We start from the raw sequence: 25,531 nt of genomic DNA on the forward strand, positions 1-25,531 counted from the left end.
TTGGTGATCCCTCCTCTTCGGCCTGCTGTTTACAGGTGTTTCAAGGCGCCGTGCTCGCCTTTGTTCTACGCTTACCAGGCGCCACGGCGCGTCCTCCACAGAACCACAACAGCAGGAGACACCCCATGCGTTACGCACACCCGGGCACCGAAGGCGCCAAGGTCGAATTCAAGACCAAATACGGCAACTATATCGGCGGTGAATTCGTCGCGCCGGTGGACGGCAACTACTTCACCACCACCTCGCCGGTGAACGGCCAGCCCATCGCCGAATTCCCCCGCTCCAACGCCAAGGATATAGACAAGGCGCTGGACGCCGCCCATGCCGCCGCCGATGCCTGGGGCGCGACCTCGGTGCAGGCCCGCTCGCTGGTCCTGCTGAAGATCGCCGACCGTATCGAACAAAACCTGGAAACCCTGGCCATCACCGAAACCTGGGACAACGGCAAGGCCATCCGTGAAACCCTGAACGCCGACATCCCGCTGGCGGCCGATCATTTCCGCTACTTCGCCGGCTGTCTGCGTGCCCAGGAAGGCAGCGCTGCCGAGATCGACGGCAACACCGTGGCCTACCATATCCACGAACCGCTGGGCGTGGTCGGGCAGATCATCCCGTGGAACTTCCCGATCCTGATGGCGGCCTGGAAGCTCGCCCCGGCCCTGGCCGCCGGCAACTGCGTGGTGCTCAAGCCGGCCGAGCAGACCCCCTTGGGCATCACCGTGCTGATGGAGCTGATCGGTGACCTGCTGCCGCCGGGCGTACTCAACGTGGTCCAAGGATTCGGCAAGGAGGCGGGCGAGGCCCTGGCCACCAGCAAGCGCATCGCCAAGATCGCCTTCACCGGTTCGACGCCAGTGGGCTCGCACATCATGAAGTGCGCCGCCGAGAACATCATTCCCTCGACCGTGGAACTGGGCGGCAAATCGCCGAACATCTTTTTCGAAGACATCATGCAGGCCGAGCAGACCTTCATCGAAAAGGCCGCCGAAGGGTTGGTGCTGGCCTTTTTCAACCAGGGCGAAGTGTGCACCTGCCCTTCCCGCGCACTGGTGCAGGAATCCATCTACCCGGCCTTCATGAAAGAAGTCATGAAGAAAGTCGAGCAGATCAAGCGCGGCGACCCGCTGGACACCGACACCATGGTCGGCGCCCAGGCGTCGGAGCAACAGTTCGACAAGATTCTGTCCTACCTGGAAATCGCCAAGAGCGAAGGCGCCGAGCTGCTGACCGGTGGCCAGGTGCAGAAGCTCGAAGGTGCCCTGTCGACCGGCTATTACATCCAGCCGACCCTGCTCAAGGGCACCAACAAGATGCGTGTCTTCCAGGAAGAAATCTTCGGCCCGGTGGTCAGCATCACCACCTTCAAGGACGAAGCCGAAGCGCTGGCCATCGCCAATGACACCGAGTTCGGCCTGGGCGCCGGCGTCTGGACCCGCGACATCAACCGTGCCTGGCGCATGGGCCGCGGCATCAAGGCCGGGCGTGTCTGGACCAACTGCTACCACCTGTACCCGGCGCACGCCGCGTTCGGTGGCTACAAGAAATCCGGTGTGGGCCGCGAGACGCACAAGATGATGCTCGACCACTACCAGCAGACCAAGAACCTGCTGGTCAGCTACGACATCAACCCACTGGGCTTTTTCTGACCCAAAGGGCGCAGGGACGCTCCGGCGTCCGTCGCCTGCCGCTGCGAACACGGGATGTTGCGCACGTCCGGCGCGCGACCGTTCGTCGGTTTGCCCGGCGTGACGAGCCTGCCCAACAAACCTGCCTCACCCATCGGTATACTGCGCGGATTCTTCACGACCGGATCCGCACAGGTACCTCCCATGGAATTCAGCTTCATCGACCTCATCCTGCACCTGGATGTGTACCTCAACATGCTGGTGACCCAGTACGGCACCTGGGTCTACGCGATCCTGTTCCTGGTGATCTTCTGCGAAACCGGCCTGGTGGTGATGCCTTTCCTGCCTGGCGACTCGCTGCTGTTCATCGCCGGCGCGGTGGCGGCAGGTGGCGGCATGGACCCGTTTCTGCTCGCTGGCCTGTTGATGACCGCCGCCATCCTTGGCGACAGCACCAACTACATCGTCGGGCGTACCGTGGGCGACAAGCTGTTCAGCAACCCGGACTCGAAGATCTTCCGCCGCGATTACCTGGACCAGACTCACGCCTTCTATGCCCGCCACGGCGGCAAGACGGTAACCCTGGCGCGGTTCCTGCCGATCCTGCGCACCTTCGCCCCGTTCGTGGCTGGCGTTGGCAAGATGCACTACCCGCGCTTCCTGGGCTTCAGTGTGCTGGGCACGGTGTTGTGGGTCGGTGGTCTGGTGACCCTGGGTTACTTCTTCGGCAACATGCCGTTCATCAAGCAGAACCTGACCCTGCTGATCGTCGCGATCATTCTGATTTCGCTGCTGCCGATGATCGTCGGCTTGCTGCGCAGCCGCACGGCCCGCACCGCACCGACGCGCTGAGCCCATGTGGTCGTACAAGGCCTGGCGGCGACAGCGAACCCTGGACCGCCACCGTATCGATGAATCGCTGTGGCAGGCGGTGCGTGCCGACCTGCCGATCCTCGACGGCCTCGATGCGCAGCAGGACCTCCGTTTGCGCGAGGCCTGCGTGCTGTTCCTGCAGGCCAAGACCTTGACCTGCCTGCCCGGCGTCGAACTCGACGACCGGGCGCGCCTGCACCTGGCGGCACAGGCGCAACTGCCGTTGCTGCAGCTGGGCGATCTAGACTGGTACCAGGGTTTCCACGAGATCGTCCTGTACGCCGACGATTTCGTCAGCCCGCAGCGCTACCGCGACCCCAGCGGCGTGGAGCATCAATGGGACGGCGAGCACAGTGGCGAGGCCTGGCAGCAGGGGCCGGTGATTCTCGCCTGGTCCGGTGTGGCAGCCAGCGGCGGCTGGGACGGCTACAACCTGGTCATCCACGAACTGGCGCACAAGCTCGACATGCTCAATGGCGACGCCAATGGGCTGCCGCCACTGCATGGCGACATGCGCGTGAGCGACTGGGCCCGCACCATGCAGGACGCCTACGACGACCTCGATCGCCAGCTCGATGCCAATCCTGATGCGCAAACCGCCATCGACCCCTATGCCGCGGAAAACCCGGCGGAATTCTTCGCCGTCACCAGCGAGTATTTCTTCACCGCGCCGGATTTGCTGCACCAGGCCTACCCACAGGTCTACGAGCAGTTGCGCCTGTTCTACCGCCAGGATCCGCTCGAACGGCTCTCGGCCCTCCCCCGACCTGCGTAACGCCGTGACGCGGCTGGCGCCGCTGCTACAGGGACCGCGTTCATCCACGCCGCGTCGGCCGTCGACATCCAATCCCATTCCCCAACGCCGTGCTTGATGGCAAAACCATTCCCTGTAGCAGCGGCGCAAGCCGCGTCGGCGGTCACCGCCTGATGTCACGCGGCCCACGGCGCATATGGCATGCGCCCCTGCAATGTGCCTATAATCGCGCCCACATTTTCGGCCTGCATGGCCTTCAGACTGGCCCAAACCACGGGGGCAACGCCCAATGAGCTACAGCAAGATTCCGGCTGGCAAAGACCTGCCGAACGACATCTACGTCGCCATCGAGATTCCGGCCAACCACGCGCCGATCAAATACGAAATCGACAAGGACAGCGACACGCTGTTCGTCGACCGTTTCATGGCCACGCCGATGTTCTACCCGGCCAACTACGGCTTCATCCCCAACACCCTGGCCGACGACGGCGACCCCCTCGACGTGCTGGTCGTCACGCCTTACCCGGTCACGCCTGGTGCGGTCATCCGCGCCCGTCCGGTCGGCATCCTGCACATGACCGACGACGGCGGCGGCGACGCCAAAGTCATCGCCGTACCGCACGACAAGCTGTCGCAGCTGTATGTCGACGTCAAGGAATACACCGATCTGCCGCCGCTGCTGCTGGAACAGATCAAGCACTTCTTCGAGAACTACAAGGATCTCGAAAAAGGCAAATGGGTGAAGATCGAAGGCTGGGGCAACGCAGACGCCGCCCGCGCCGAAATCACCAAGTCGGTCGCCGCGTTCAAGGGCTGAGCCGTCGTTGTACGAAAAACCCCGGCCATGGCCGGGGTTTTTCATGGGCGCTGCAAAGGTATCGGGCGAAAAGAGATTTGCACAGGCGAGCGGCCCTGCGTATTCTTTGGCCCTCACCAGCCCAGGCTGGTCATCAGTTGCAGGCGGTTGCGGCTTACCAAAAGTAAGGCAAGATCGTCGACGAGAAGCCGGCCATAAGCCGGCTTTTTAATGCCCCGAGAAAAGTCCGCAGCGCCTGTTTCGCGGCCACGGACCGCTCCTACCGAACAGCAGCGGAAACACGCTCCCTGTGAAAGCGGTCATCGGCCACGAAGACTCCACCGCGGCCGCCCCGACCCTGCCCTCATCACCCCTCGCAGAATCGAATCCGGTTACCGAAGGGGTCATACACCTCCAACAGCCGCCCCCAGCCCTGCTCGACGATCTGCGGACGGCCGTAGCCATAACGCTTGGCCAGCAGCTCATCACGCAACGCTTCGACACCGTGCATCGGCACGAACACGGTCGAGCCCGGTGAGCAATCGCCGTGGTGTTCGGAAAGATGCAGCTGCAGATTCCCCCGCTCGACACCCAGGTACAGCGGCAGGTCGGCCTCGAAGCGGTGCTCGAACTCGACCGTGAAACCCAGGAAGTCCAGATAGAACTCGCGCGCCTTGGCTTCGTCGAAAATCCGCAGGATGGGGATAGCCTTGTCGAAACCGATCACCACTGAGGCAGTCGGCGCCAGGCTGGCCGAAGCGGTGTTCCAGTCCTTGTGCCCCATCTGCCGGGCAACCATTTCCAGAGCGGTGGAATGCGATACGTCGTGACCCTGCGCCTGCAGCGCGACGCGCAGCGTCTTGGCCATCTGCTTGGCGTGCTCGATTGAAAACATGACAGCTCCCGAGTCGATGCATGCTGGTGCTCGCGTTGCCAGGCCTCGACCATCAAGAGAGGTATGAAGGCGTGAGGATGCAAAAATGCTTTCACCTTTCCTTGCGGAGCGAGCGGCGGGCAGCATGGGCCGCCGCCGATGTTAGCGCAAAGCGTCGAAGGGGTCACCACGGGACACTCCCGCAGCTGGAAAATCCCGTTTGCCAGACACGATTAAAAGGTCGGCATGGCCCTCGAAAATATCGTGGGTAGGACGTGCACAACCGGCCCGGGAAAACGCCTGTACAGGAATTTTCACGCCTGCCCACCCGCATTCATCGGGCGCTTGTCGCTATCGATCGGCAAGGGCTTCGAGCACAGGCCGGTGAGTGCGGACCGTGGGAACCCGAGTGTAAATATCCTTTCAAACCAAGCCTGTTGCGCCTCGATTGACCGTGCCTTGGCGCGCTGCTAACTCTTAGGACAGCGACACCGACCGTCAGTTTTCCTTCGAGGCGCTATCCATGAATACAGCCACGACCGCCCTACCCCCGGCCTTGCCGCCAGAGGCTTCGAGCACCCGCTCGATCGCCGCTGCGCTGTCGCACCAGAGCATTCACAACCTGGAGCGCTATTACGATCACTGGGCTCGTCACTATGACGCCGATGTCGAGGCCGAAGCCTATTGCGGGCCGACGATGGTCGTCGACTTGCTCGATGCCGTGGCTCAGCGAGGCAACCTCGGTCACAACAGTCGCGTGCTCGATGCCTGCTGCGGCACCGGCCTGGTCGGACGCACCCTGCAGGAGCGCGGCTATCGGCAGATCAGCGGCTGCGACCTGTCCCGGCCCATGCTCGACCAGGCTCAGGCTTCCCGGGCCTACCAGCATCTGCACAGCCAGATAGACCTGACCCAGCCGTTGCCACCGGCCCTGCTTCGGCACTTCGACGCGGTAGTCTGCTGCGGCGCCTTCATTCCCGGGCACCTGCCTGCCTCCGCACTGCGTGGCCTGGTCGCCATGACCCGGTCTGGCGGCGTGGTGGTGCTGAGTGTTCGCGAGACTTACTTCGACACCGCCGGCTTCGAGCCTTTGTTGCAAAGCCTGGGGCGCGAGCAGGGACTTGTCGTGCTCGAAGCCCGGATGTCGGCCCGCTACCTGCAAAATGCGCGCGCCCACTACCTGGCCTTGTACGTCGCATGAACGGGGTCTACGACATGCCGGTTCTTCCTGTCATCTCCCTGGCGCAACTGGCGGCAGGTGAGCCTGGGGCAATTGCGCAACTGAGCGCAGCGTGCGCCGACGACGGCTTCTTCTATCTGGTGGATCACGGGCTTCCGGCCGCGTTGATCGAGCGCTACCTGAGTGCCGCCGAGGCGTTCTTCGCGCTGCCAGAGCCGGTCAAGCAGCCCTTCGGCCATGCTCACCAGCCCGGCTACCCGCACACTGCACGGGGTTACGTCGGGGCCTATGGCGAAACGCTGCATCCCGATGCAGGCCCGGACAACAAGCAGCACCTGGACTGGGGCATCGACCGGCCCGGTGGCGCGCCGTTCAGCGGCCCGAGCCTGCTGCCCGACGACGAGCTCGCGCCTGGTCTGAACGCTTGCGCCTACGCCCTGCAGGACAACGTCATGGAACAGGTGTTTCCCCAGCTGCGCCGAGCCATCACCAGCGCCTTGCAGCTGCCAGCGCAGGCGTTCGATGCGCACTTCCGTCAGCCAACCCTGATCCAGCGCGCTTCATATTATCCAGCCGGGGCGGGAACGGCCGGCAAACATACCGACAACGGCTTTCTCACCCTGCTGATCCAGCAACCCCTGCCGCAGCCTTCACTGCGCATCTACAGCCGTGGCCAGTGGGTCGACGTGCCGTGCCTGGAGGGCGCGGTACTGGTCAATCTGGGCGACATGCTGCAGCGCTGGACCAACGAGCGCCTGGTCAGCACCGCGCATCAGGTCCTGCATCGTCAGCCGAGCCCACGGGTGTCACTGGCGTTTTTCATCTACCCGGATATCGACGCGATCATCGCACCCATCGGCGGCGGGCCAAGCTTCTCCACGGCCGAGGTGATGCTGGAGAACTTCGATTCGATCTGGGTACGCAAGCAGGGCGCTGGAAGGGCCCGCCAACTGGTTTGAACACACAAGGATTGGTTCGATGACCCCCTCTATCGGTTTTATCGGCGCAGGCAACATGGGCCGCCCATTCGTTCGCGCATTGCTCGACAACGGCTTCACAGTGACCGTCCACGACCATGACCCCGGTTGCGAGCGCTGGGTACGCAGCCAAGGTGCGCACTGGGCAGCGACCCCCGCCGCTGCGGCCGAAGGCGCCGCCGTGCTGATCACCTGCCTGCCGCTGCCCAGGCACGTACGCGAAACGATGCTCGGTCACAGCGGCGCCCTGGCTGCTCTGGGCAGTGGCGCGGTATGGATTGACACCTCGACCACCGACTACCACAACACGCTGGATATCGCCCGACTGGCCGGGCAGCGCGGGGTCATGAGCCTGGAAGCACCGGTCAGCAACCTCTCGCACATGGGCGTGGACTTCAACAACGTCTGCTTCTATGTCGGCGGCGAGCAAGCGGCGTGCGACATCGCGCGCCCGGTGCTGGACGCGATGGGCCAACACACGCTTCACGTCGGCGCCATTGGTCACGGCCAGTCGGTCAAGCTACTGACCAACCTGTTGTTCTACGGCGCCACGCTGGCGTGGGGCGAGCTGTTGCTGGTGGCACAGAACCAGGGCCTGGACCTGCGCTGGCTGTGGAACGTGGCGAAGGACTCGCGAGCCGATTGCTTCGTCGTCGACCAGGTCACACCGATGCTCCTCGACGGCAGCTATGACCACGCCTGCACCCTGGAGATCACCGTCAAGGACATGGCCCTGACCGTGGCCCTGGCCGACGAACTCGATGTCGAGCTGCGGCTGGGTCGCTGGATCGAGACGCGCTATCGCCAGGCCGGCAAACGTTATCCGGCCCATGCCAACCACCTCAAGGTGGTGGCGCTGATGGAAACGGAAAACCAGCGCCGCCTGCTGATCGACGGTTTCACCGCGCCCTCCCCCTATGGCGCCGACCGCACCTATCGCCATCCCGGCACCTTTGTCATCGACGCGCGCGGGCGGCGCAAGCCCAGCTTGCCGGAACGCTTTCGCTACCCGCTCAGCCATCCCGCCTGCGGTCGCTACGCCCAGTGCCTGCTGGAGGTCATGGCCTGGATCAACCACAACCTCCGGCAGGAGGCATTGCAACTGGGGCGCGCCATGGGCCTGGAGCCGTCGCTGCTCGAGCAGGTGGTCAGCCGCAGTTGCGGCGCCAGCTGGGTGGATGATCACCGCGACCACTACAGGCCGAACCTTGCGCTGCTGCGTGACCTCCCCGAACTGATGGGCTCGCTGCACCTGCCCATGCTGCATCAGCTGAACCTCGCCACCGTCGTCGACCCCGTGAGGCATGCATCATGAAGATCACCCGCCTGCGTATCTACCAGGTCGACCTGCCGCTGGACAAACCCTACGCGCTGTCCGGCGGGCGCCTGCACTACAGCGCGCTGGACAGCACCATCGTGGTGATCGAAACCGACCAGGGGCTGTTCGGAATCGGCGAAAGCTGCCCGTGGGGCGCCTCGTACCTGCCGGCGTTCGCCCTCGGCGTGCGTGCCGGGCTGGCCGAACTGGCACCTCACCTGCTGGGCTGCAACCCGCTCAACCTGAATGCGATCAACCAGGTCATGGACCAGGCACTGCCTGGCCACCCCTACGTCAAGACAGCGATCGACATGGCCTGCTGGGACATTCTCGGGCGCCACAGCAACCTGCCGGTACACGCCCTGCTGGGGGGGCGCCTGAACGCCGAGCTGACCCTGCAGAGCAGCATCCCCACCGCCACGCCCCGGCAAATGGTCGCCGACATGCACCTGGCGCATGCCGAAGGCTATCGGACCCATTCATGCAAGGTCGGATCGGGCGTGGTGGCGGATCTGGCGCGAATCCAGAGCCTGCTCGCCGAGCGCATGAACGGCGATCAGCTGACCTTCGACGCCAATCGTGCCTGGCTGCCGGCACAGGCGGTGGCCGTGATGAACGCCGTCAGGGAGTGCGATGTGCATTTCGAGCAGCCCTGCGAAACCCTGGAACAGTGCCAGCATGTCCGCAGCCTGACGCGGCAGCCGCTGATCCTGGACGAGTGCATTCACGGCGCTGGCGACCTGTACCGCGCCAGCGCCGCGAATACGGCCCAGGCCATCGGCCTGAAGATCGCCCGTGTCGGCGGGCTGACCAAGGCTCGGCAGCTGCGCGACTACTGCATCCAGCAGGGTATCCAGATGAACATCGAAGACGTCGGCGGCAGCCAGATCGCCGACACCGCGGCCATGCACCTGGCCCTGGCCACCTCCAATCAATACCTGCGCGCCAGCTGGAATGCCTGCCGCCATCACAGCATCGTCACGGCCCTGGGCGGCGTCCACGTGAGCCGCGGCATCGCCCGCCTGGACGACACGCCGGGGCTTGGGCTGACCCTGTGCCCGAACGCACTGGGCGAGGCGGTGGCCATTCATGAATGACTCATTGCCAAGGCCCGCAACCATGCCCCTGGACAGCGGTGACTTCCACCCCGACGCAGGACGCTCGCACAACCTGCCAGGGGCTTTCTACTTCGACCCGAATCACTACGGGCAGGAACTGCAGCAGATTTTCTACCGCACCTGGCAGTACGCCTGTCATGTCTCCAGGCTGGCCGTGGAAGGTGCCTATCTGGTGTGCGAGATCGGCGAGCAAAGCGTGCTGGTGCTGCACGGCCAGGACGGCCAGCTCAGGGCGTTCCACAATGTTTGCCAGCACCGTGCGCATCGCCTGCTCGAAGGCTGCGGACAGCTGCGTGGCGCGATCACCTGCCCCTACCATGCATGGCGCTACGATCACGCCGGCAGATTGCAGAGCGCGAGGCACAGTTGTGACGTGGCAGGCTTCGAACCCGCCCGCGCGCACCTCGCCGGCGTGCGCCTGGAAGTGATGTGTGGCCTGGTCTTCGTCAATCTGGACGCGCACGCCCCACCCCTGGCCAGCCAGCTCGCCGGGCTCGAAGCGCAACTGCGCAGTTTCGCGCCCGCGCCCGAGTCGCTGCACCACAGCTACAGCCATACCTATGCGCTGCGGGCGAACTGGAAGGTCTCGGTGGAAAACTATTCGGAGTGCTATCACTGTCCCGGCTGCCACCCCAGTCTGTCGCACCAGACCCTGGATCTGAGCAGCTACCGGATCGACATCCACCCGGGCTTCCATGCCCACCTGAGCAACGATCAGGGTGCACGGCAAGGCTACGCAACCAACCCTGACGCACCCCGCAGCGGCGAATTCGGTGCCTGGTACGTCTGGCCGAACCTGTGCATCGAGGTCTATCCGGGCGGCTACATGAACCTGTTGCACCACGTGCCAACGGGCGCGCAGCGCTGTGAGCAGCGTGTGCAGTGGTTCACCCAGAGCCCACACCCCGACCCTCTGGAACAGGCAGTGATCGATTTCGTGGCGGTGGTGCGTGAAGAGGACCTGCCCTTGTGCGAAAGTGTCCAGAAAGGTCTGCATAGCTACGGCTACAGCGGTGGCCGGTTGGTGGTGGACACGGCTCGCAGCGGTTTCAGCGAACATGCCGTGCATGATATTCAGAAGCGGGTGCTGGAAGCACTCGCCGGCCATGGAGCACGCGATGGATAGCCCTTCTTCCGACATCTCCCGACCGCCAACCTGGCGGCGCCTGGGCACCCGGCCCACGGTCTTGTGGCTGACGGGCCTGCCCGCTGCCGGCAAGACCACCATCGCCAAGGCTACCCAGGCGGCACTTGCCGCCCTCGGCTATCACTGCCTGGTGCTCGATGGCGACGAACTGCGCCGCGGACTCTGCCGGGACCTGGGCCTGAGCGACGACGACCGGCTGGAACACGTGCGCCGCACCGCCGAGGTCGCACGCCTGCTGTGTGCCGACGGCAGCCTGGTGCTGGTTGCGCTGATTTCACCGCGTATTGCGCACCGGGCCCTGGCGCGGCAGATCGTCGGCGACGAAGCCTTCGTCGAGGTCTTCGTCGATACACCGCTGGCGCTCGCCGAGGCACGCGATCCCAAGGGGCTGTATCGGCAGGCGCGCGCCGGCGCGCTGAACGGTTTCACCGGGATCGATGCCACCTACGAAGCGCCGTCGGCGCCCCACCTCAGGCTAGCCACCGCCAGCATGAGTTGCGCATGCTCGGTGCAGGCCCTGCTCGACTGCCTGCAGCAACGCGCCGCCATAGACTGAAGATCAGGCCAGTACGGGCCGAGGATCGAGCAACAGCTCCTGCAGCCATTGCACCAGCAGTCGGGCTGCCGGCGACAGCGGGTTGGCATGCCACTTGTAGACCCCCAACGCGTCGCCCATGGACCACTGCTTGTCGAACAGGCGCACCAGCCTGCCGTCGGCCAGCATCTGGCGCGTGGTCATTCCCCAGCCCAGGGCCACACCGTGACCTTCCAGGGCTGCCTGCATCATGACCGGGAAACTGTTGAAGCCCATGCCTTGGCTGCCAACGCGAAACGATGCACCGACGCTTTCCAGCCATTGATCCCAGATCACGAAGTCCTGCGCACGGGGTTCGTAATGCAACAGTCGGCACTTGGGCAGATTGTCCAGGCTCAGCCACGGGGCGATGCTCTTGAAGTAGTCGGGGCTGCAGACAGGGAACACTTCATCGGGCGCGCTGAACAACAGCACGTGATCGGCACTGGCCCGGCCCATGGTCTGCACCGCCACGTCGAAACGCTCGCGCTCCTCGCCTATGGCCGCCAGCGTGGAATGCAGCTTGAGCTCGATGTGCGGATGTTTCTGATGAAAGCCGGCCAGCGCCGGCATGAACAGGTAGAACGCTTCCACCAACTGCGACGACAGCACCACGGTGCCGGTCGACGACTGCTGCTGACGCAGCTTTTCGGTTTGCCGAGCGATATCGAACAAGGCGGCTGCGACCGTCTGGCGAAAGCTTTCGCCCGCCTCGGTGAGAAAAACCCCGCGGCTTTTTCGATCGAACAACTGCACGCCCAGGTTCTCTTCGAGGGAGCGAATCTGTCGGCTGATCGCCGTTTGGGTAAGGTGCAGTTCCTCTGCTGCGCGAGAAAAACTCTGCAGCCGGGCAGCAGCTTCGAAGGGAATCAGACTTGATAAAGGCGGCAGTTTGCGCCGGAGGTTTTCCATAACCTGAAGTTGCCCTGTCCTGCGAAATGGTCGTTTCAAACGATGTCACCTTTTGACGCATCATGCAAAGACTGACCGCCGGGGGTTCACCGCATGGAACAGCGACCGCACCTCCACGACACACGCTCGAGCGTGGCACTGATCATCGCGTCGGTGTTCCTGGTGTCTGCTTCCGATGCGCTGATCAAGCTGGGCAGCGCCGACTTCACGGTATGGCAGCTGTACGTGGTGCGCTCTTCGATCGCCATTGTCCTGCTGCTGCTGTGGCTGGGCGCTTCGCGAAGTGCCAGCGTGTGGCGCAACCTGGCCTGCGATCGCTGGATACTCTTGCGCAGCACCGCCTTGACCCTGATGTGGATCGCCTTCTACGCGGCGCTGCCGCACATGAGCCTGAGCCTGGCCGCTCTGGCGCTCTACACCGCGCCGCTGTTCATTGCGCTGCTGTCGGCGCTGGTGCTGCGCGAAAAGGTGAGCCCCAGCCGCTGGCTGGCCATCGCCCTGGGTTTCGTCGGCGTGCTGATCATTCTGCGCCCGACGGCTGCGGACTTTTCCGGCATGACCCTGCTGCCGGTGCTGGCCGCCCTGCTCTATGCCGTGGCCGCCGTACTGACCCGCGCCCGCTGCGGCGATCACTCGGCGCTGGCACTGGCGCTCAACCTGAACCTGTGCCTGTGCCTGGTCGGCGCGACGATGCTGCTGGGCCACCAACTGTTCAGTTCGGCCCATCCGCCACTGCCCAGCGACTTTTTGGCTCTGCACTGGGTGGTTCTGGGGCCTGTGCAGTGGTTATTGATGGGCGTGCTCGCGGTCCTCATGGTGCTGATGAGCGCCGGCGTGGCGAGGGCCTATCAGATCGGTCCGAGCGCGGTGGTGGGCGCCTTCGATTACAGTTATCTGCTGTTCGCGATGTTCTGGGGTTTTGTCCTTTTCAAGGAAGTCCCCGATGCAGGCATGGCCCTGGGCATGGGCCTGATTGCCGCATCCGGGGTCTGGGTAATGCGCAGTTGACCAAGGAGCTGGACATGTTGATGCGACCGCTGCGAGTGATCATCTGGGCTGTGTCCAGAAGCCGCTCTACCGCACTCGAACGCTGCGTGATGGAACACCCCGCCGTGCACGTGCTGCACGAGCGGCTGAGTGAACCCTTCCTGATGCAGCACTGGCCCCACAAGTACCGCAGCGTGCTCGACACTCGCCGCAAGACCGGCAACCGGGAGCCTGTCCCGACCTACGGCCAGACCCTGGAGGCACTCGCCCACGGCCCGCTGCCTGCGGGCAAGTCGGTGTTGCTGAGCAAGGAAATCGCCTGGTTCTGCGACTTCGCCCAGATCGACGATGGCTGGCTGCAGCAGTTCAAGCACGTCTTCCTGGTGCGCGAGCCACTGGCGGTCATGCGCTCGCTGTATCGCGTCGGCACGCAGGGCGAAAATACCTGGTTCGATCCCGACGAGTCAGGGTTCGAGGAGCTGCTGGCGCTGTATTGGCGCGTGCAGCGGGCGTGCCCGGCCCAGAGTCTGCTGGCCCTGGAAAGCGATCACGACTTGATGCAAGACGGCCCGGGCGGCTTGAGCACCCTGTGCGACTTCATGGGCATACCCTTCAACGCGGCCATGCTGCAATGGCAAGCGCGAGAAGTGCCCGCCTGGCAGTTTTTCAAGGGCTGGCACGAAGAGGCACAGCGCTCGACCGGTTTCGCCGCAGTGCACCATCCCGACCAGCCCTACCCTGCGGTGGTCGACGAATGCGCAGTCGGTGCGCAACCCACCTGGCGCTTCTTCGCCCTGCTGGCTGGTCGACATCGGCCGGGCAGTCCAGCGGGCCTGCTGCGCAGCCTGCATCGCGCGCCGTCGGCGCAGCTGGATATCGTCCTGTTGCACCGTGGCGAGGAAGATCTCAGCCATCTGCTCTGGAGCATTGCCCAGTTCCCCGAAGTGAACTGCCACGCCCTCGACACGTTGGCACTCATGTCCACGGACGCAGGGAAACTGCCAGAGCAGCATGATCTGGTCGGCCAGCCATTGCTGCTCGCCTGCAGCGAAGCAGGCGCTGCCGGTCAGCAGCAGTTGCTCGACCGGCTGGCGGCGCAGGCGTGCGTGATCGGCCTGCTGACCGAAACCGGCTTCCATCTGCTCGATGCCCAGGGCCGGACCGGGCCTTCGCCATTGCCCGCGCCCCAAGCCTGCACGCTGCACCTGCAGCGCTTGCGCGAGCGCAGCCTCGATGACTGGGCCACGTTCAACCATTACAACCAAGGCACAGAAGCCGTTGCCGATTGGCTGGCCACGTTCAGCGCCGTCGTGGCTGCCGACCCGGATCACATTGCCGTCAGCGATGGACGCGACAGCCTGACCCTGCAGCAGTTGCACGACCGCGCCCAGCAGTTGGCCAACGTTCTGCAAGCCCGCCTGGCGCCCGATGCATGGGCGGTGCTGTTCAAGCGCAAGAACATTCACACCGCCGTTGCCATGACGGCCTGCGCCCTGGCCGGCCGCCCGTATCTCGAGGTACCTGCCTGGTACAGCGCCGACCATTGCCGGCAGTTGCTGGAGCGTCTGGGCGAGTGCCTGGTGCTGTGCGACACCGACAGCGCACGGCAGCTACCGGCGGCACAACCCCATGTGCTGGAGAGCCAGTTTGCCCGCCAGGCGCCTGCCGATTGCCCGCAGTGGGCGCGCACGCGTTCGTCGATCGCCTACGGTCTGTTGACCTCGGGCACCAGCGGCCCGGCCAAGGTGGCACTGATGCCAGCGCCGGCCATGCTCGACTCCCTGAGCCTGTGGCAGAGCTACCTGCAACCGGGGCAGCGCATAGGCCTGAATGCCTGGCTCACCGGCTACCTGTATTACCCGCTGCTCAGCCGATGCACCACGGTGGTCATTGCCGATGAGGTGGTGCTGGATCCGCTGCGCCTGATGCACTTCATCGCCGACAACCACTTGCAGCAGATCATGATCACCCCCTCGTTGTTGCAGGGGTTGGTCCGCGAAGAGATTCGCTTCGTGGCCTGCTGTACCGGGCTGCGGGTACTCTGGAGCAGCGGCGAGCACCTGTCGGCGGCCCTGCGCTCACGGGTGCAGGCGCTGCTGCCCGACTGTTGCCTGATCGACCTGTACGGTTCCAACGAAGCCGGCGACGTTGCGCTCAAGCACGAAGACGGCACCTTGCAGTTGATCAAGGGCGTGGAGGCACGCGTGCTCGACCGGCAAGGCCAGACCGTGCCCCGCGGCGCTGCGGGCCACCTGCACCTGCGCACGCCGGGGCTGTTGCGCGGCTACCTCGGCCAGCCCAGCGGCGTGCCGCTACCCAACGGCGGGCTGTTCGACACCGGGGACCGTGTGGTCTGGCTGGGCAACGGCCGCCTGCGGTTGCTCGGGCGCGACAGTGCCCACCTCAAGATACGTGGCTACAAGGTGCATCCGGAACACGTCGAGCAGGTCTTGAACAGCCACCCGCTGGTGGTGCAGAGCTACATCGGCAGCAGGCATGAGGGCGCCGCACGCCAGTTGCTGGCCTACATCGTCCCCGCAAGCCCGGAGCATCTGCCCACGGCCACGGCCCTGCGCGCCTGGGCCAGCCTGCACCTGCCGTTCTTTGCCGTGCCCAGCGCCTACTACGCCGTGGCCAGTCTGGGTGCGGGTCACAATCAGAAGCGCGAGGCGCTGAGTGAGGCGCACTTGAGCCAGGCCGTGCCACTGCCCGAGGATCAGGTTTCGCTGACCGCCACCCAGGCCCAGGTTTCCACGGTGTGGCAGGCCGTGTTGGGCAACGATATCCCCGCATTGCACCCGGACGATGATTTCTTCGACCGCGGCGGTAGCCTGCAACTGAGCGAATTGCTGCTCGAACTCAACCACAGCTTCGACGTGCAGCTTTCCCTGGCCGCGCTGCTCGAAGACACCCGCCTGCAAGGCATGGCACTGGCCGTCGACCGCACTCGGGCCGGGCTGCCCGCCGCAGCGATCCTGCGCGAAGTCGCCGTGGAGGCGGCGCGCTACGCATTCATTCCCGGACCGCAGCGCGGGGAAGACATTCTTCACGCCTATCGGACCAAACCAGGCAAGCGCATCCTGCTGACCGGCGCCACGGGCTTTTTCGGCGCCTTCCTGCTCGCCGCCCTGGCCCGCCAGCCCGAGGTCGAGCAGGTCATTTGCCTGGTGCGCGCCCAGAACCTGAGTGACGCGCGTCGGCGCTGCCTGGGCAACCTGCAGCGTCATGGCCTGGTACCGCCCGGCGTGCCCCTGGACTGGCTCGGCAAGCTGCAGATGGAATGCGCCGACCTGGCGGCCGAGCATTTGGGCCTGTCGCCCATTGTCTACCAGAGCCTCACGCAGACCGCGGATTGCGTGGTGCACGCTGGGGCCGAGGTCAATTGGGTCAAGCCTTACGCCAACCTGGTGCGGTGCAATGTCGAAGGCACCGCCCAAGTCGTCCAACTGGCCCTCAACGGTTCGATGCCGCTGCTCATGGTCTCGACCCTGGCCGCAGGCGGCAGCGCGCGGACCGGGTACGAGGAAAGCAAGCATGTGGCCGAAGCCTTGGCACTGAACGCTGCACGCGAACATGGCCTGCCGGTCATCATCGCCCGCTGTGGCGACCTGGCCGCGCCGCTCGAGGTCGAGCACAGTACGATCAATGACAACGACTACGTGTGCCTGCTGCTGGGCGCCTGCCTGTTGCTGGGGTGCTGGCCGGCCGACCTGGAAGGGGGCGTCAATCTGACGCCGGTAGACGTTGCCGCACAGATCATGGCAAGCCTGGCCATCCAGGCGCCCGCCGGCAAACTGGGTCGGGCCTCGAACCTGTGTCACCCACACGGCGCGCTGTCCTGGCGGACCCTGTGCGGCTGGGTGGCCGACAACCTCGCACCGGGCAGTTTCGCACCGCTGCCCCTGGCGCGCTGGCGGCTGCGCCTGGACAACGACCCGCGTCAGCACCCGATCATTGCCAAGACCCGCCTGATCCTGCCGATGATTCTCGACGACCTGGCCGCCGCAGCGCCGCACAACGATTTCGAGTTTCCCGCCACTTCTCCGATTCGCCTCAGCCCGCAATGGGCCGCCCGACTGACTCGGCAACTGCTGCATGACATCGGGCAGACCTGTCGATGAATGGGCGAATGGTCACCGCCTGGGCGGCAGCACAACGCCAGCGTGAACTGATGACGCTCAGCTACCGCAGCCCACCCCTGAAGCCGATGGATGTGGAGATTCAGGTCACTCATTGCGGTCTGTGCAGCAGCGATCTGCACCTGATAGATGGCCACTGGGGCGAGGCCAGTGTCTTCCCTCAGGTGTGCGGGCACGAAGTGGTCGGCCGCGTCAGCGCCGTGGGTGAAAAAGTAGCCGGGGTGCGCCTGGGACAACGCGTCGGCGTCGGCTGGTACCGCAGCGCCTGCCTGGCCTGTGAATTCTGCCTGCGTGGCGAGGAGCAGCACTGCCCCTGCCTGATCGCTACCTGCACCCACGGAGAGCACGGCGGGCTGGCCGACTACCTGTACTGCGACAGCCGTTTCGTGTTCTCCATCCCCGACGAGTTGAGCAGTGAGCACGCCGCGCCCCTGCTGTGCGCCGGTGTCACCGTGCACACGGCGCTCAAGCGCGCCACCTGGCCCGGCATGGCCGTCGGCATCGTCGGCATCGGTGGCCTGGGCCATCTTGCCATCCAGTTCGCAGCCAAGCGCGGCTGCCGCGTCACAGCGCTCTCGAGCAGCCCGCACAAGCAACGCGATGCCCTGACCCTGGGCGCCAACCGTTTCATCGACCTCAGCAAACCAGTGGACTGCAAGCAAGTGCGCAATGCTTTCGACTACATCCTGGTGACCAGCGCGGTCGCGTGCGACTGGTCGGCCATCGTCGACATGCTCCGGCCCTTCGGCGTGCTGTGTTTCGCCGGTATGCCACCGCCGGTGACATTCGATGTCGCGGCCATGATGTACAAGACGCTGAGCATCACCACCGCCAACGTCGGTGGGCGTCAGGATATCCGAGACACCCTGGCTTTCGCGGCGGCGCGCCAAGTGCGGCCCTGGGTGCAGTCGTGGCCGCTGGAAGATGTCAACCACGCCATACGGCAATTGCGCAAAGGACGAGTCCACTATCGAGCGGTGATGCAGGTCGGCGAAGAGCCGGTCCAGGCTCTTTAAGCGCGGCTTGGGCGCGGCGCTCCATTTGCCCCGCAGCCGCCCGTCTGCTAACGTCGCCCGGTTTCAATCCTTCTCGCCGAGACCGCTGCCATGGCCCGCAAAAAAGCATCCCTGGATTTCGAACAATCCCTGGCCGACCTGCAGACGCTGGTCGAACGCCTGGAGAACGGCGAGCTGTCGCTGGAAGACTCGCTGAGCGCTTTCGAGAACGGCATCCGCCTTACCCGTGACTGCCAGAGCGCGCTGGCCCAGGCCGAGCAGAAAGTGCAGGTCCTGCTGGAAAAGGACGGCGAGCTCACCGAAGAACCCTTCGATACGGAACAGCCTGAATGATCGCCGCCTACCAGGCTCTCTGCCAACAGCGCGTGGACGGCGCCCTGCAAGACCTGTTCGTGCCGCCCTCGGCCGAGCTGACCCGGTTGTACCAGGCCATGCGCTACAGCGTCATGAACGGCGGCAAGCGGGTTCGTCCGCTGCTCGCCTACGCCGCCTGCGAGGCACTGGGCGCCGATGCTACCCAAGCCAATGGCGCCGCCTGTGCGGTGGAGCTGATCCACGCCTACTCGCTGGTGCACGACGACCTTCCGGCCATGGACGACGACGACCTGCGCCGTGGCCAGCCCACCACGCACAAGGCGTTCGACGAAGCCTGCGCGATCCTGGCCGGTGATGGCCTGCAAAGCCTGGCCTTCACCGCGCTGCTCGACCCAACCCTGAGCCCGCAAAGCGATGCCATACGACTGAGCATGGTCCAGGTGCTGGCCCAGGCTGCTGGCCCGGCGGGAATGGTCGGTGGCCAGGCCATCGACCTGGGCTCGGTGGGCCTGCAGTTGAACCAGCAGGCGCTCGAATTCATGCACCGGCACAAGACCGGCGCCCTGATCGAGGCGAGCGTACGCCTCGGCGCGCTGGCCAGCGCGCGGGCACAGCCGTCGCAGCTCGAGTGCCTGCAGACTTATGCGCAAGCGGTTGGGTTGGCTTTCCAGGTGCAGGACGACATCCTCGACGTCGAAAGCGATACCGCCACCCTGGGCAAGCGCCAGGGTGCCGATATCGCCTTGAACAAACCGACTTACCCGGCGCTGCTCGGGCTCGATGCGGCCAAGGCCTATGCGCTGGATCTGCGCGATCAAGCGTTGCATGCATTGCGTCCGTTCGACGCCGCTGCCGAGCCGTTGCGCGAACTGGCGCGCTACATTGTGGCGCGACGCAACTGACGAGCGCGTGCGCACCCGACGCCGCATCAGGTAAACTGATCCATTCCTAGAACTCATAACGATTCGCCTGATGCCCACGACGTTTCAAGAGATCCCCCGCGAACGCCCGGCGACGCCTCTGCTCGACCGTGCTGACACTCCTGCCGGCCTGCGCCGTCTGGGCGAAGCCGAGCTCGAAACACTGGCAGACGAACTGCGCCAGGAGCTGCTCTATACGGTCGGCCAGACCGGCGGGCATTTCGGTGCCGGCCTGGGCGTCATAGAGCTGACCATCGCCCTGCACTACGTTTTCGACACGCCCGACGATCGTCTGGTGTGGGACGTCGGCCACCAGGCCTACCCTCACAAGATCCTCACCGGCCGCCGCGAGCGCATGGCCAGCCTGCGCCAGAAGGACGGCATCGCCGCCTTTCCGCGGCGCAGCGAAAGCGAATACGACACCTTCGGCGTCGGCCACTCCAGCACGTCCATCAGTGCGGCATTGGGCATGGCCATCGGCGCGCGCCTGCAGAACAGCGGGCGCAAGGCCATTGCCGTGATCGGCGATGGCGCGCTGACCGCAGGCATGGCCTTCGAAGCGCTGAACCACGCGCCTGAAGTCAATGCCGACATGCTGGTGATCCTCAACGACAACGACATGTCGATTTCGCGCAACGTCGGTGGGTTGTCCAATTACCTGGCCAAGATTCTCTCCAGCCGTACCTACACCAGCATGCGCGAGGGCAGCAAGAAGGTGCTATCGCGCCTGCCCGGTGCCTGGGAAATCGCCCGCCGCACCGAGGAATACGCCAAGGGCATGCTGGTTCCCGGCACCCTGTTCGAAGAGCTGGGCTGGAACTACATCGGGCCGATCGACGGCCATGACCTGCCAACCCTGGTGGCCACCCTGCGCAACATGCGCGACCTCAAGGGGCCGCAGTTCCTGCACGTCGTCACCAAGAAGGGCAAGGGCTTCGCCCCGGCCGAAGTCGACCCGATCGGCTACCACGCCATCACCAAGCTCGACCCGCTCGACGCTCCGGTCGTGGCTCCAGCCAAGGCCAGCGGGCCGAAGTACTCGGGCGTGTTCGGGCAGTGGCTGTGCGACATGGCGGAAGCCGACCAACGCCTGGTCGGTATCACCCCGGCCATGAAGGAAGGCTCGGACCTGGTCGCTTTCAGCGAACGCTTCCCCGAGCGTTACTTCGACGTCGCCATTGCCGAACAGCATGCGGTGACCCTGGCGGCCGGCATGGCCTGCGAAGGCGCCAAGCCGGTGGTGGCGATTTATTCGACATTCCTGCAGCGCGGCTACGATCAGCTGATCCACGACGTGGCGGTGCAGAACCTCGACGTCCTGTTCGCCATCGACCGGGCAGGCCTGGTCGGCGAAGACGGTCCGACCCATGCCGGCAGCTACGACCTGTCGTACCTGCGCTGTATCCCCGGCATGCTGGTGATGACGCCCAGCGACGAAAACGAGCTGCGCCTGATGCTCAGCACCGGCCACCACTACTCAGGGCCGGCGGCCGTACGCTATCCACGCGGCAATGGCCCGGGCGCAGTGATCGGCGCCGGCCTGGACAGCATCGAGATCGGCAAGGGCGTGGTGCGTCGCAAGGGTCGTGGCATCGCCATTCTGGTGTTCGGTGTGCAGCTGACCGAGGCGCTGACAGTCGCGCAAAAGCTCGACGCCACCGTTGCCGACATGCGCTTCGTCAAGCCGCTCGACGAGCAACTGGTCCGTGAGCTGGCCGACAGCCACGATCTGCTGGTCACGCTCGAAGAGAATGCCATCATGGGTGGCGCAGGTTCAGCGGTCAGTGAATTCCTGGCCCGCGAAGGCGTGCTCAAGCCCGTGTTGCACCTCGGCTTGCCGGATGCCTATGTTGAACACGCGAAGCCTGCGCAGATGCTGGCCGAATGTGGCCTGGATGCGGTGGGTATCGAAGCGGCCATTACCCTGCGCCAGCGCCTGCTGCAACGCTGACGTCACTTCGCTGCAGGGCTCACACCGTCAGCCCTGCAGCGCGCTACACCCCTTCACTACCCTTGCGGATCGTGCCGACCACTTCCCCCTGATGCTCGCTGCCCATCATATGGCCAAGCTTGCCGGCCTTGGTGGCCAGGTAGTATTTGTTGTGTGGGTTGTGCCCGGTGTGCAGCGGTACCCGCTCGGCCACGCTGATGCCCATGTCGGTCAACGCCTTGACCTTGCGCGGATTGTTGGTCATCAAGCGCAAGGCCTTGACCCCCAAGTGCTCGAGCATCGGTTCGCACATGCCGTAGTCGCGCTGGTCGGCAGCGAAGCCCAGGCGCTCGTTGGCCTCGACCGTATCGGCACCGCCGTCCTGCAATTCATAGGCACGGATCTTGTTCAGCAAGCCAATACCCCGGCCTTCCTGGCGCAGGTACAGCAAGACACCGCGCCCTTCCCGGGCAATGGCCTGCAATGCGGCCTCGAGTTGCGAGCCGCAGTCGCAGCGCTGGCTGAACAGCGCGTCCCCGGTCAGACATTCCGAATGCAGGCGCCCCAGTACGGGCGCGCCGTCAGCCACATCGCCCAGGCTGAGCACGACATGCTCGCGGCCCGTGGCCTCATCGAGAAAACCATGCATGGTGAACAAAGCGAAAGGCGTGGGAAGCTGAGAAGCAGCGACAAAAACGACGGGCACCGGGTGCTCCTGATTCTTGATGAACTTGACAAGGGCAGTATTGTAACAGCAGCTCTGCGCACCTGCTCAGTGGATGATCGTCGCGCCTGTGCCGCGGCTCGATCAAGGGGCTGGCAACGCGGGGTCGAACGGATAGGGTTGGCCCCAGCGCTGGTAGATCCCGCGCAGCTGGCCGGTCTTGACCAACTGCTCCATGCGCTGATCGTAGACGGCAAGCAATGCCCGGCCACGCGCACTGTCGCTGAAGCCCAGGTACAGCGGCAACTCGGCCACGTGCACGCGTTTGAAACGCTCGGGCTCGGCGGCCTGGCGCAGGATCACTTCGATTTCGGTCAGGGCATCGACGTAATAGTCGGCACGATCGTGTTCGAGCATGGACAGGATGCCGGTGCGGCGCTGGACCTCATTGTAGGTTCGCACGTTAGGCAGGTATTTCTGGAATTGGTAGCCGCGTACCCAGGCCAGTCGATAGCCGCCCAGGCTGGCGAAATCGACCTGAGGCTTGTCGGCCAGGCTCAAGGCGAAGATATGATCGGTGTCGTAATGCCAGCGCGGGTACAGGGCATGTGCCTCGTTCTGGTAAGAACCGACCCAGGCATCGGCCTGACCCTGCTGTACCAGCCCGACCGACCGAATGTAGGGCTCGCTGCGTGTGACCACGGCGATGCCTGCCGGCTGGAAGACCTCGCGCAGCACGTCCCAGGCCAGGCCACTGCCGTCAGCGTTGGTATAGTCTTCCCAGGCTTCGCTGACCAGATCGATGCGCGCAGGCGGCAGCGATACCTCTGCACTGGCTGCCCAGCACACCAACAGCATCGCCGCTCCCAGCAACCCTCGCCACCCAGCCATCCGTTGCGCCCTCAAAGCCGGCCTGCACGCCGATTCACACGAAGCTCCAGCCCCACACCAGCAGCTGCATGGCCAACCAGGCAAAGACCCCAGCCAGCACATCATCGAACATGATACCCACACCGCCATGCACGTGGCGATCTATCCAGCGAATCGGCCATGGCTTGAGAATGTCGAAGAAGCGGAACACCAGAAACCCCACCAGCAGCCAGACCCAACCTTCAGGTACCAGCCACAGGGTGATCCACATGCCGACCATCTCGTCCCAGACGATGCCTTCGTGATCGTGCACGCGCAGGTCGTCGGCGACCTTGCCGCACAGCCAGATGCCGAACAGCATGCTTACGCCCAGCATCAGCCAGTAGCCCCAGTCGGGCAACATCTGCCACAACGGAATGAACGGCACGGCGACCATGGATCCCCAGGTGCCCGGCGCCTTGGGCAAGGTTCCGGAGCCAAAACCGAAGGCCAGGAAATGCCATGGATTACGCCACACCGAAGGGGGCACGAACTCCGCTGGAACCTGGTTGGGATGGTCTGTCACGGTGTCTCCGCAAAATGTTGGTAGCCCCGAATGGTCGGGGTGATGTCCTGGCCGTGACGGTCGACCAGCGTGACGCCTTCGCCAACACTCGCTTGGCCGATGACGAAAAACACCGCGCCCTGAGCGCGCAGGGTGGTTTCTTCTTCAGGAGGCAGGGTGAAGGCCAATACATAGTCGTCCCCCCCGCTCAGCGCCGCTGACCAGGCCTGTTCCAGGCCGAGCAGCGACTGCAGGGCATTGGACACCGGCAGTCGCTCGCGTTCCACCCGCAAGGCGACTTTCGATGCCCTGGCAATGTGGCCGCAGTCGGCCAACAGGCCGTCGGAGATATCCAGCGCCGCGCTGGCCCTGCCCTGCAAGGCCTGGCCCAGCGCGAATTGCGGCAGCGGTGACCAGTAGTGAGCCAGCAAAGGCCCGGCCACCGCAGGCTCGGCATGTCGCTGGCCAAGCACCAGCGGCAGCGCGCCCGCAGCGTCGCCCAGCCTGCCGCCGACGCACAGCAGATCACCCGGTCGGGCACCGCTACGCGTCAGCGCCAAGCCATGGGGCAGACGGCCGAACACAGTCAGGGTCAGGCTCAACGGGCCACGCGTGGTGTCACCCCCGACCAGGCGCAGGCCGCAGCGCTCGGCCATGGTATCCAGGCCGGTGGCGAACCCTTGCAGCCACTGCGCCGAAAAGCTGGGCAGGGTCAGGGCCAGGGTGAATCCCAGAGGGCTGGCCCCCATGGCAGCCAGGTCGCTGGCCGCGACGGCCAGGGCGCGCTGGCCCAGCAGGAGGGGGTCGGCACCCTGGGGGAAATGCACGCCGGCAACCAGGGTGTCGGTGGAAACCGCCATCTGCTCGCCCGGCGCCAGCGCCAGCAGGGCACAATCGTCGCCGATGCCCAAGGCCACACCATCGCCGGCCCGCGCACAGGACGCGGCGGCGAAATAGTGTCGGATCAGCTCGAATTCGCCCATGGACTGCATGTCCGCGATCAGCGCTTGTGCGCTGCCACTTCCGGGCCACGCAAGCTCGGCGCCAGCTTGTCGAGCACGCCGTTGACGAACTTGTGGCCGTCGGTGGAACCGAACACCTTGGCCAGCTCGATACCTTCGTTGATCACCACACGGTAAGGCACGTCGACCCGCTTGAGCAGTTCCCAGGTGGACAAGCGCAGCACGGCCAACTCGACCGGATCGAGCTCGTCGATGGTGATGTCCAGGCACGGCGCCAGGGCGCTGTCGATTTCATCTCGGCTGGCCGGCACACCGTGCAGGATTTCGCGGAAATAGGCGCCGTCGACGTCACCGAAATCGTTGTCGACGCGGAACTGCGCTTCGATCTCGTTCAGCGAATGCTTGGCCATGTGCCATTGGTACAGGGCCTGGGTTGCCAATTGACGCGCCTCGCGGCGCTTGGCGCTGCGTGAAGGCTTGCCGGCGTCCGCAGGCTTGGGATCGCGTGGATTGAAGCGATCGCTTTCGTCGTTGATCACTTGGCCTCCAACTGCGCCAGCAGGCTGACCATTTCCAGGGCAGAAAGCGCAGCTTCCGCACCCTTGTTGCCAGCCTTGGTGCCGGAGCGCTCGATGGCCTGCTCGATGGTGTCCACGGTCAGTACGCCGAAGGCGACCGGTACACCGAACTCCATCGACACCTGGGACAGACCCTTGGTGCATTCGCCGGCAACGTATTCGAAGTGCGGCGTACCGCCCCGAATCACAGCGCCCAGCGCAATGATCGCGGCGTATTCGCTTTGCTGTGCAACTTTCTGCGCGACCAGCGGGATCTCGAACGCACCCGGGGCGCGAATCAGGGTGATGTCGCTTTCGCTGACGCCGTGGCGAACCAGGGCATCGACGGCGCCGCTCACCAGGCTTTCGACGACGAAGCTGTTGAAGCGGCCAACCACCAGGGCGTAGCGGCCTTTGGGGGCGATGAAGTTACCTTCGATGGTCTTCAGGGTCATTCGGGTCTGTCTCATCTTAAAGAG

Annotated in this window: 24 protein-coding genes; 16 read left to right on the forward strand and 8 right to left on the reverse strand. The window is 64.8% G+C overall.

The features are described from left to right. Window positions 1–125: 125 nt before the first annotated feature. The 4 genes from exaC (at window position 126) to ppa (ending at window position 4,069) form a co-directional block, all read left to right on the forward strand. Entirely contained in the window at window positions 126–1,646 is a 1,521-nt protein-coding gene (gene exaC / locus IFT44_RS10515; RefSeq protein ID WP_122475563.1) for an acetaldehyde dehydrogenase ExaC, read from the forward strand. A 183-nt stretch (window positions 1,647–1,829) separates the two neighbouring features. After that, the gene (locus IFT44_RS10520) at window positions 1,830–2,477 is read left to right on the forward strand and encodes a DedA family protein (protein WP_122475565.1); all 648 of its coding nucleotides are present in this window, start codon (window positions 1,830–1,832) and stop codon (window positions 2,475–2,477) included. Between the two features lie 4 nt (window positions 2,478–2,481). After that, window positions 2,482–3,273, forward strand: a complete 792-nt coding sequence (locus IFT44_RS10525; RefSeq protein ID WP_192058434.1) for a M90 family metallopeptidase — start codon at window positions 2,482–2,484, stop codon at window positions 3,271–3,273. A gap of 268 nt (window positions 3,274–3,541) precedes the next feature. Continuing rightward, window positions 3,542–4,069, forward strand: coding sequence for an inorganic diphosphatase (ppa, locus tag IFT44_RS10530; protein WP_122475569.1), 528 nt, complete (start codon window positions 3,542–3,544; stop codon window positions 4,067–4,069). A gap of 346 nt (window positions 4,070–4,415) precedes the next feature. Here ppa and IFT44_RS10535 read toward each other — a convergent pair whose 3' ends face one another. Further along, on the reverse strand, window positions 4,416–4,943 hold the full coding sequence (locus tag IFT44_RS10535; RefSeq protein WP_192058432.1) for a glyoxalase superfamily protein: 528 nt from the start codon (window positions 4,941–4,943) through the stop codon (window positions 4,416–4,418). A gap of 502 nt (window positions 4,944–5,445) precedes the next feature. Here IFT44_RS10535 and IFT44_RS10540 point away from each other — a divergent pair. From IFT44_RS10540 to cysC, 6 genes are read left to right on the forward strand one after another with little or no spacing between them, the layout of a single operon-like run. Beyond that, window positions 5,446–6,123, forward strand: coding sequence for a class I SAM-dependent DNA methyltransferase (locus IFT44_RS10540; protein ID WP_192058430.1), 678 nt, complete (start codon window positions 5,446–5,448; stop codon window positions 6,121–6,123). Between the two features lie 14 nt (window positions 6,124–6,137). Next, a complete protein-coding gene (locus IFT44_RS10545) occupies window positions 6,138–7,061 on the forward strand; it encodes an isopenicillin N synthase family dioxygenase (protein WP_192058429.1) in 924 nt (307 codons plus the stop codon). Window positions 7,062–7,080: 19 nt separating this feature from the next. Beyond that, window positions 7,081–8,394, forward strand: coding sequence for an NAD(P)-dependent oxidoreductase (locus tag IFT44_RS10550; protein ID WP_192175871.1), 1,314 nt, complete (start codon window positions 7,081–7,083; stop codon window positions 8,392–8,394). Further along, entirely contained in the window at window positions 8,391–9,494 is a 1,104-nt protein-coding gene (locus IFT44_RS10555; RefSeq protein ID WP_192175872.1) for a mandelate racemase/muconate lactonizing enzyme family protein, read from the forward strand. The genes IFT44_RS10550 and IFT44_RS10555 overlap by 4 nt, the downstream gene beginning before the upstream one ends. Then, window positions 9,487–10,641 carry an aromatic ring-hydroxylating oxygenase subunit alpha gene (locus tag IFT44_RS10560; protein WP_192175873.1) on the forward strand — a complete coding sequence of 385 codons (1,155 nt, stop codon included), beginning with the start codon at window positions 9,487–9,489 and terminating at the stop codon, window positions 10,639–10,641. The genes IFT44_RS10555 and IFT44_RS10560 overlap by 8 nt, the downstream gene beginning before the upstream one ends. Further along, window positions 10,634–11,218, forward strand: coding sequence for an adenylyl-sulfate kinase (gene cysC, locus IFT44_RS10565; RefSeq protein ID WP_244652140.1), 585 nt, complete (start codon window positions 10,634–10,636; stop codon window positions 11,216–11,218). The genes IFT44_RS10560 and cysC overlap by 8 nt, the downstream gene beginning before the upstream one ends. Window positions 11,219–11,221: 3 nt before the next feature. Here the strand turns inward: cysC and IFT44_RS10570 are convergent, their stop codons facing one another. After that, a complete protein-coding gene (locus IFT44_RS10570) occupies window positions 11,222–12,148 on the reverse strand; it encodes a LysR substrate-binding domain-containing protein (protein WP_163007393.1) in 927 nt (308 codons plus the stop codon). Between the two features lie 93 nt (window positions 12,149–12,241). Between IFT44_RS10570 and IFT44_RS10575 the strand changes: the two genes are divergently transcribed. The 6 genes from IFT44_RS10575 (at window position 12,242) to dxs (ending at window position 21,476) form a co-directional block, all read left to right on the forward strand. Then, a complete protein-coding gene (locus IFT44_RS10575; protein WP_192175874.1) occupies window positions 12,242–13,156 on the forward strand; it encodes a DMT family transporter in 915 nt (304 codons plus the stop codon). A gap of 14 nt (window positions 13,157–13,170) precedes the next feature. Then, window positions 13,171–17,256, forward strand: a complete 4,086-nt coding sequence (locus IFT44_RS10580) for an SDR family oxidoreductase (RefSeq protein ID WP_192175875.1) — start codon at window positions 13,171–13,173, stop codon at window positions 17,254–17,256. Window positions 17,257–17,264: 8 nt separating this feature from the next. Beyond that, the gene (locus IFT44_RS10585; protein ID WP_192175876.1) at window positions 17,265–18,290 is read left to right on the forward strand and encodes an NAD(P)-dependent alcohol dehydrogenase; all 1,026 of its coding nucleotides are present in this window, start codon (window positions 17,265–17,267) and stop codon (window positions 18,288–18,290) included. Window positions 18,291–18,380: 90 nt separating this feature from the next. Continuing rightward, window positions 18,381–18,623 carry an exodeoxyribonuclease VII small subunit gene (locus IFT44_RS10590; RefSeq protein WP_090360636.1) on the forward strand — a complete coding sequence of 81 codons (243 nt, stop codon included), beginning with the start codon at window positions 18,381–18,383 and terminating at the stop codon, window positions 18,621–18,623. Continuing rightward, entirely contained in the window at window positions 18,620–19,507 is an 888-nt protein-coding gene (ispA, locus tag IFT44_RS10595; protein WP_122475592.1) for a (2E,6E)-farnesyl diphosphate synthase, read from the forward strand. The genes IFT44_RS10590 and ispA overlap by 4 nt, the downstream gene beginning before the upstream one ends. A gap of 70 nt (window positions 19,508–19,577) precedes the next feature. Continuing rightward, window positions 19,578–21,476: a 1-deoxy-D-xylulose-5-phosphate synthase gene (dxs, locus tag IFT44_RS10600; protein ID WP_122475594.1), complete on the forward strand. Its 1,899-nt coding sequence runs from the start codon at window positions 19,578–19,580 to the stop codon at window positions 21,474–21,476. Window positions 21,477–21,519: 43 nt separating this feature from the next. Here the strand turns inward: dxs and ribA are convergent, their stop codons facing one another. The 6 genes from ribA to ribH all read right to left on the reverse strand — a co-directional run bounded on the left by ribA (window position 21,520) and on the right by ribH (window position 25,507). Further along, on the reverse strand, window positions 21,520–22,161 hold the full coding sequence (ribA, locus tag IFT44_RS10605) for a GTP cyclohydrolase II (RefSeq protein ID WP_122475596.1): 642 nt from the start codon (window positions 22,159–22,161) through the stop codon (window positions 21,520–21,522). Window positions 22,162–22,263: 102 nt separating this feature from the next. After that, window positions 22,264–23,010, reverse strand: a complete 747-nt coding sequence (locus IFT44_RS10610; RefSeq protein WP_122475598.1) for a substrate-binding periplasmic protein — start codon at window positions 23,008–23,010, stop codon at window positions 22,264–22,266. Window positions 23,011–23,044: 34 nt separating this feature from the next. Beyond that, window positions 23,045–23,554, reverse strand: a complete 510-nt coding sequence (locus IFT44_RS10615; protein ID WP_049860803.1) for a phosphatidylglycerophosphatase A family protein — start codon at window positions 23,552–23,554, stop codon at window positions 23,045–23,047. Further along, window positions 23,551–24,516 (reverse strand): thiamine-phosphate kinase, encoded by a 966-nt coding sequence (gene thiL / locus IFT44_RS10620; protein ID WP_192175877.1) that lies wholly within the window; start codon window positions 24,514–24,516, stop codon window positions 23,551–23,553. The genes IFT44_RS10615 and thiL overlap by 4 nt, the downstream gene beginning before the upstream one ends. Before the next feature lie 17 nt (window positions 24,517–24,533). Further along, window positions 24,534–25,034: a transcription antitermination factor NusB gene (gene nusB / locus IFT44_RS10625; RefSeq protein ID WP_122475600.1), complete on the reverse strand. Its 501-nt coding sequence runs from the start codon at window positions 25,032–25,034 to the stop codon at window positions 24,534–24,536. Further along, window positions 25,031–25,507, reverse strand: coding sequence for a 6,7-dimethyl-8-ribityllumazine synthase (ribH, locus tag IFT44_RS10630; protein ID WP_122475602.1), 477 nt, complete (start codon window positions 25,505–25,507; stop codon window positions 25,031–25,033). The genes nusB and ribH overlap by 4 nt, the downstream gene beginning before the upstream one ends. Window positions 25,508–25,531 lie beyond the last annotated feature (24 nt).

It is taken from the genome of Pseudomonas sp. CFBP 13710 (assembly GCF_014842235.1).
Taxonomy (GTDB): Bacteria; Pseudomonadota; Gammaproteobacteria; order Pseudomonadales; family Pseudomonadaceae; genus Aquipseudomonas; species Aquipseudomonas baltica.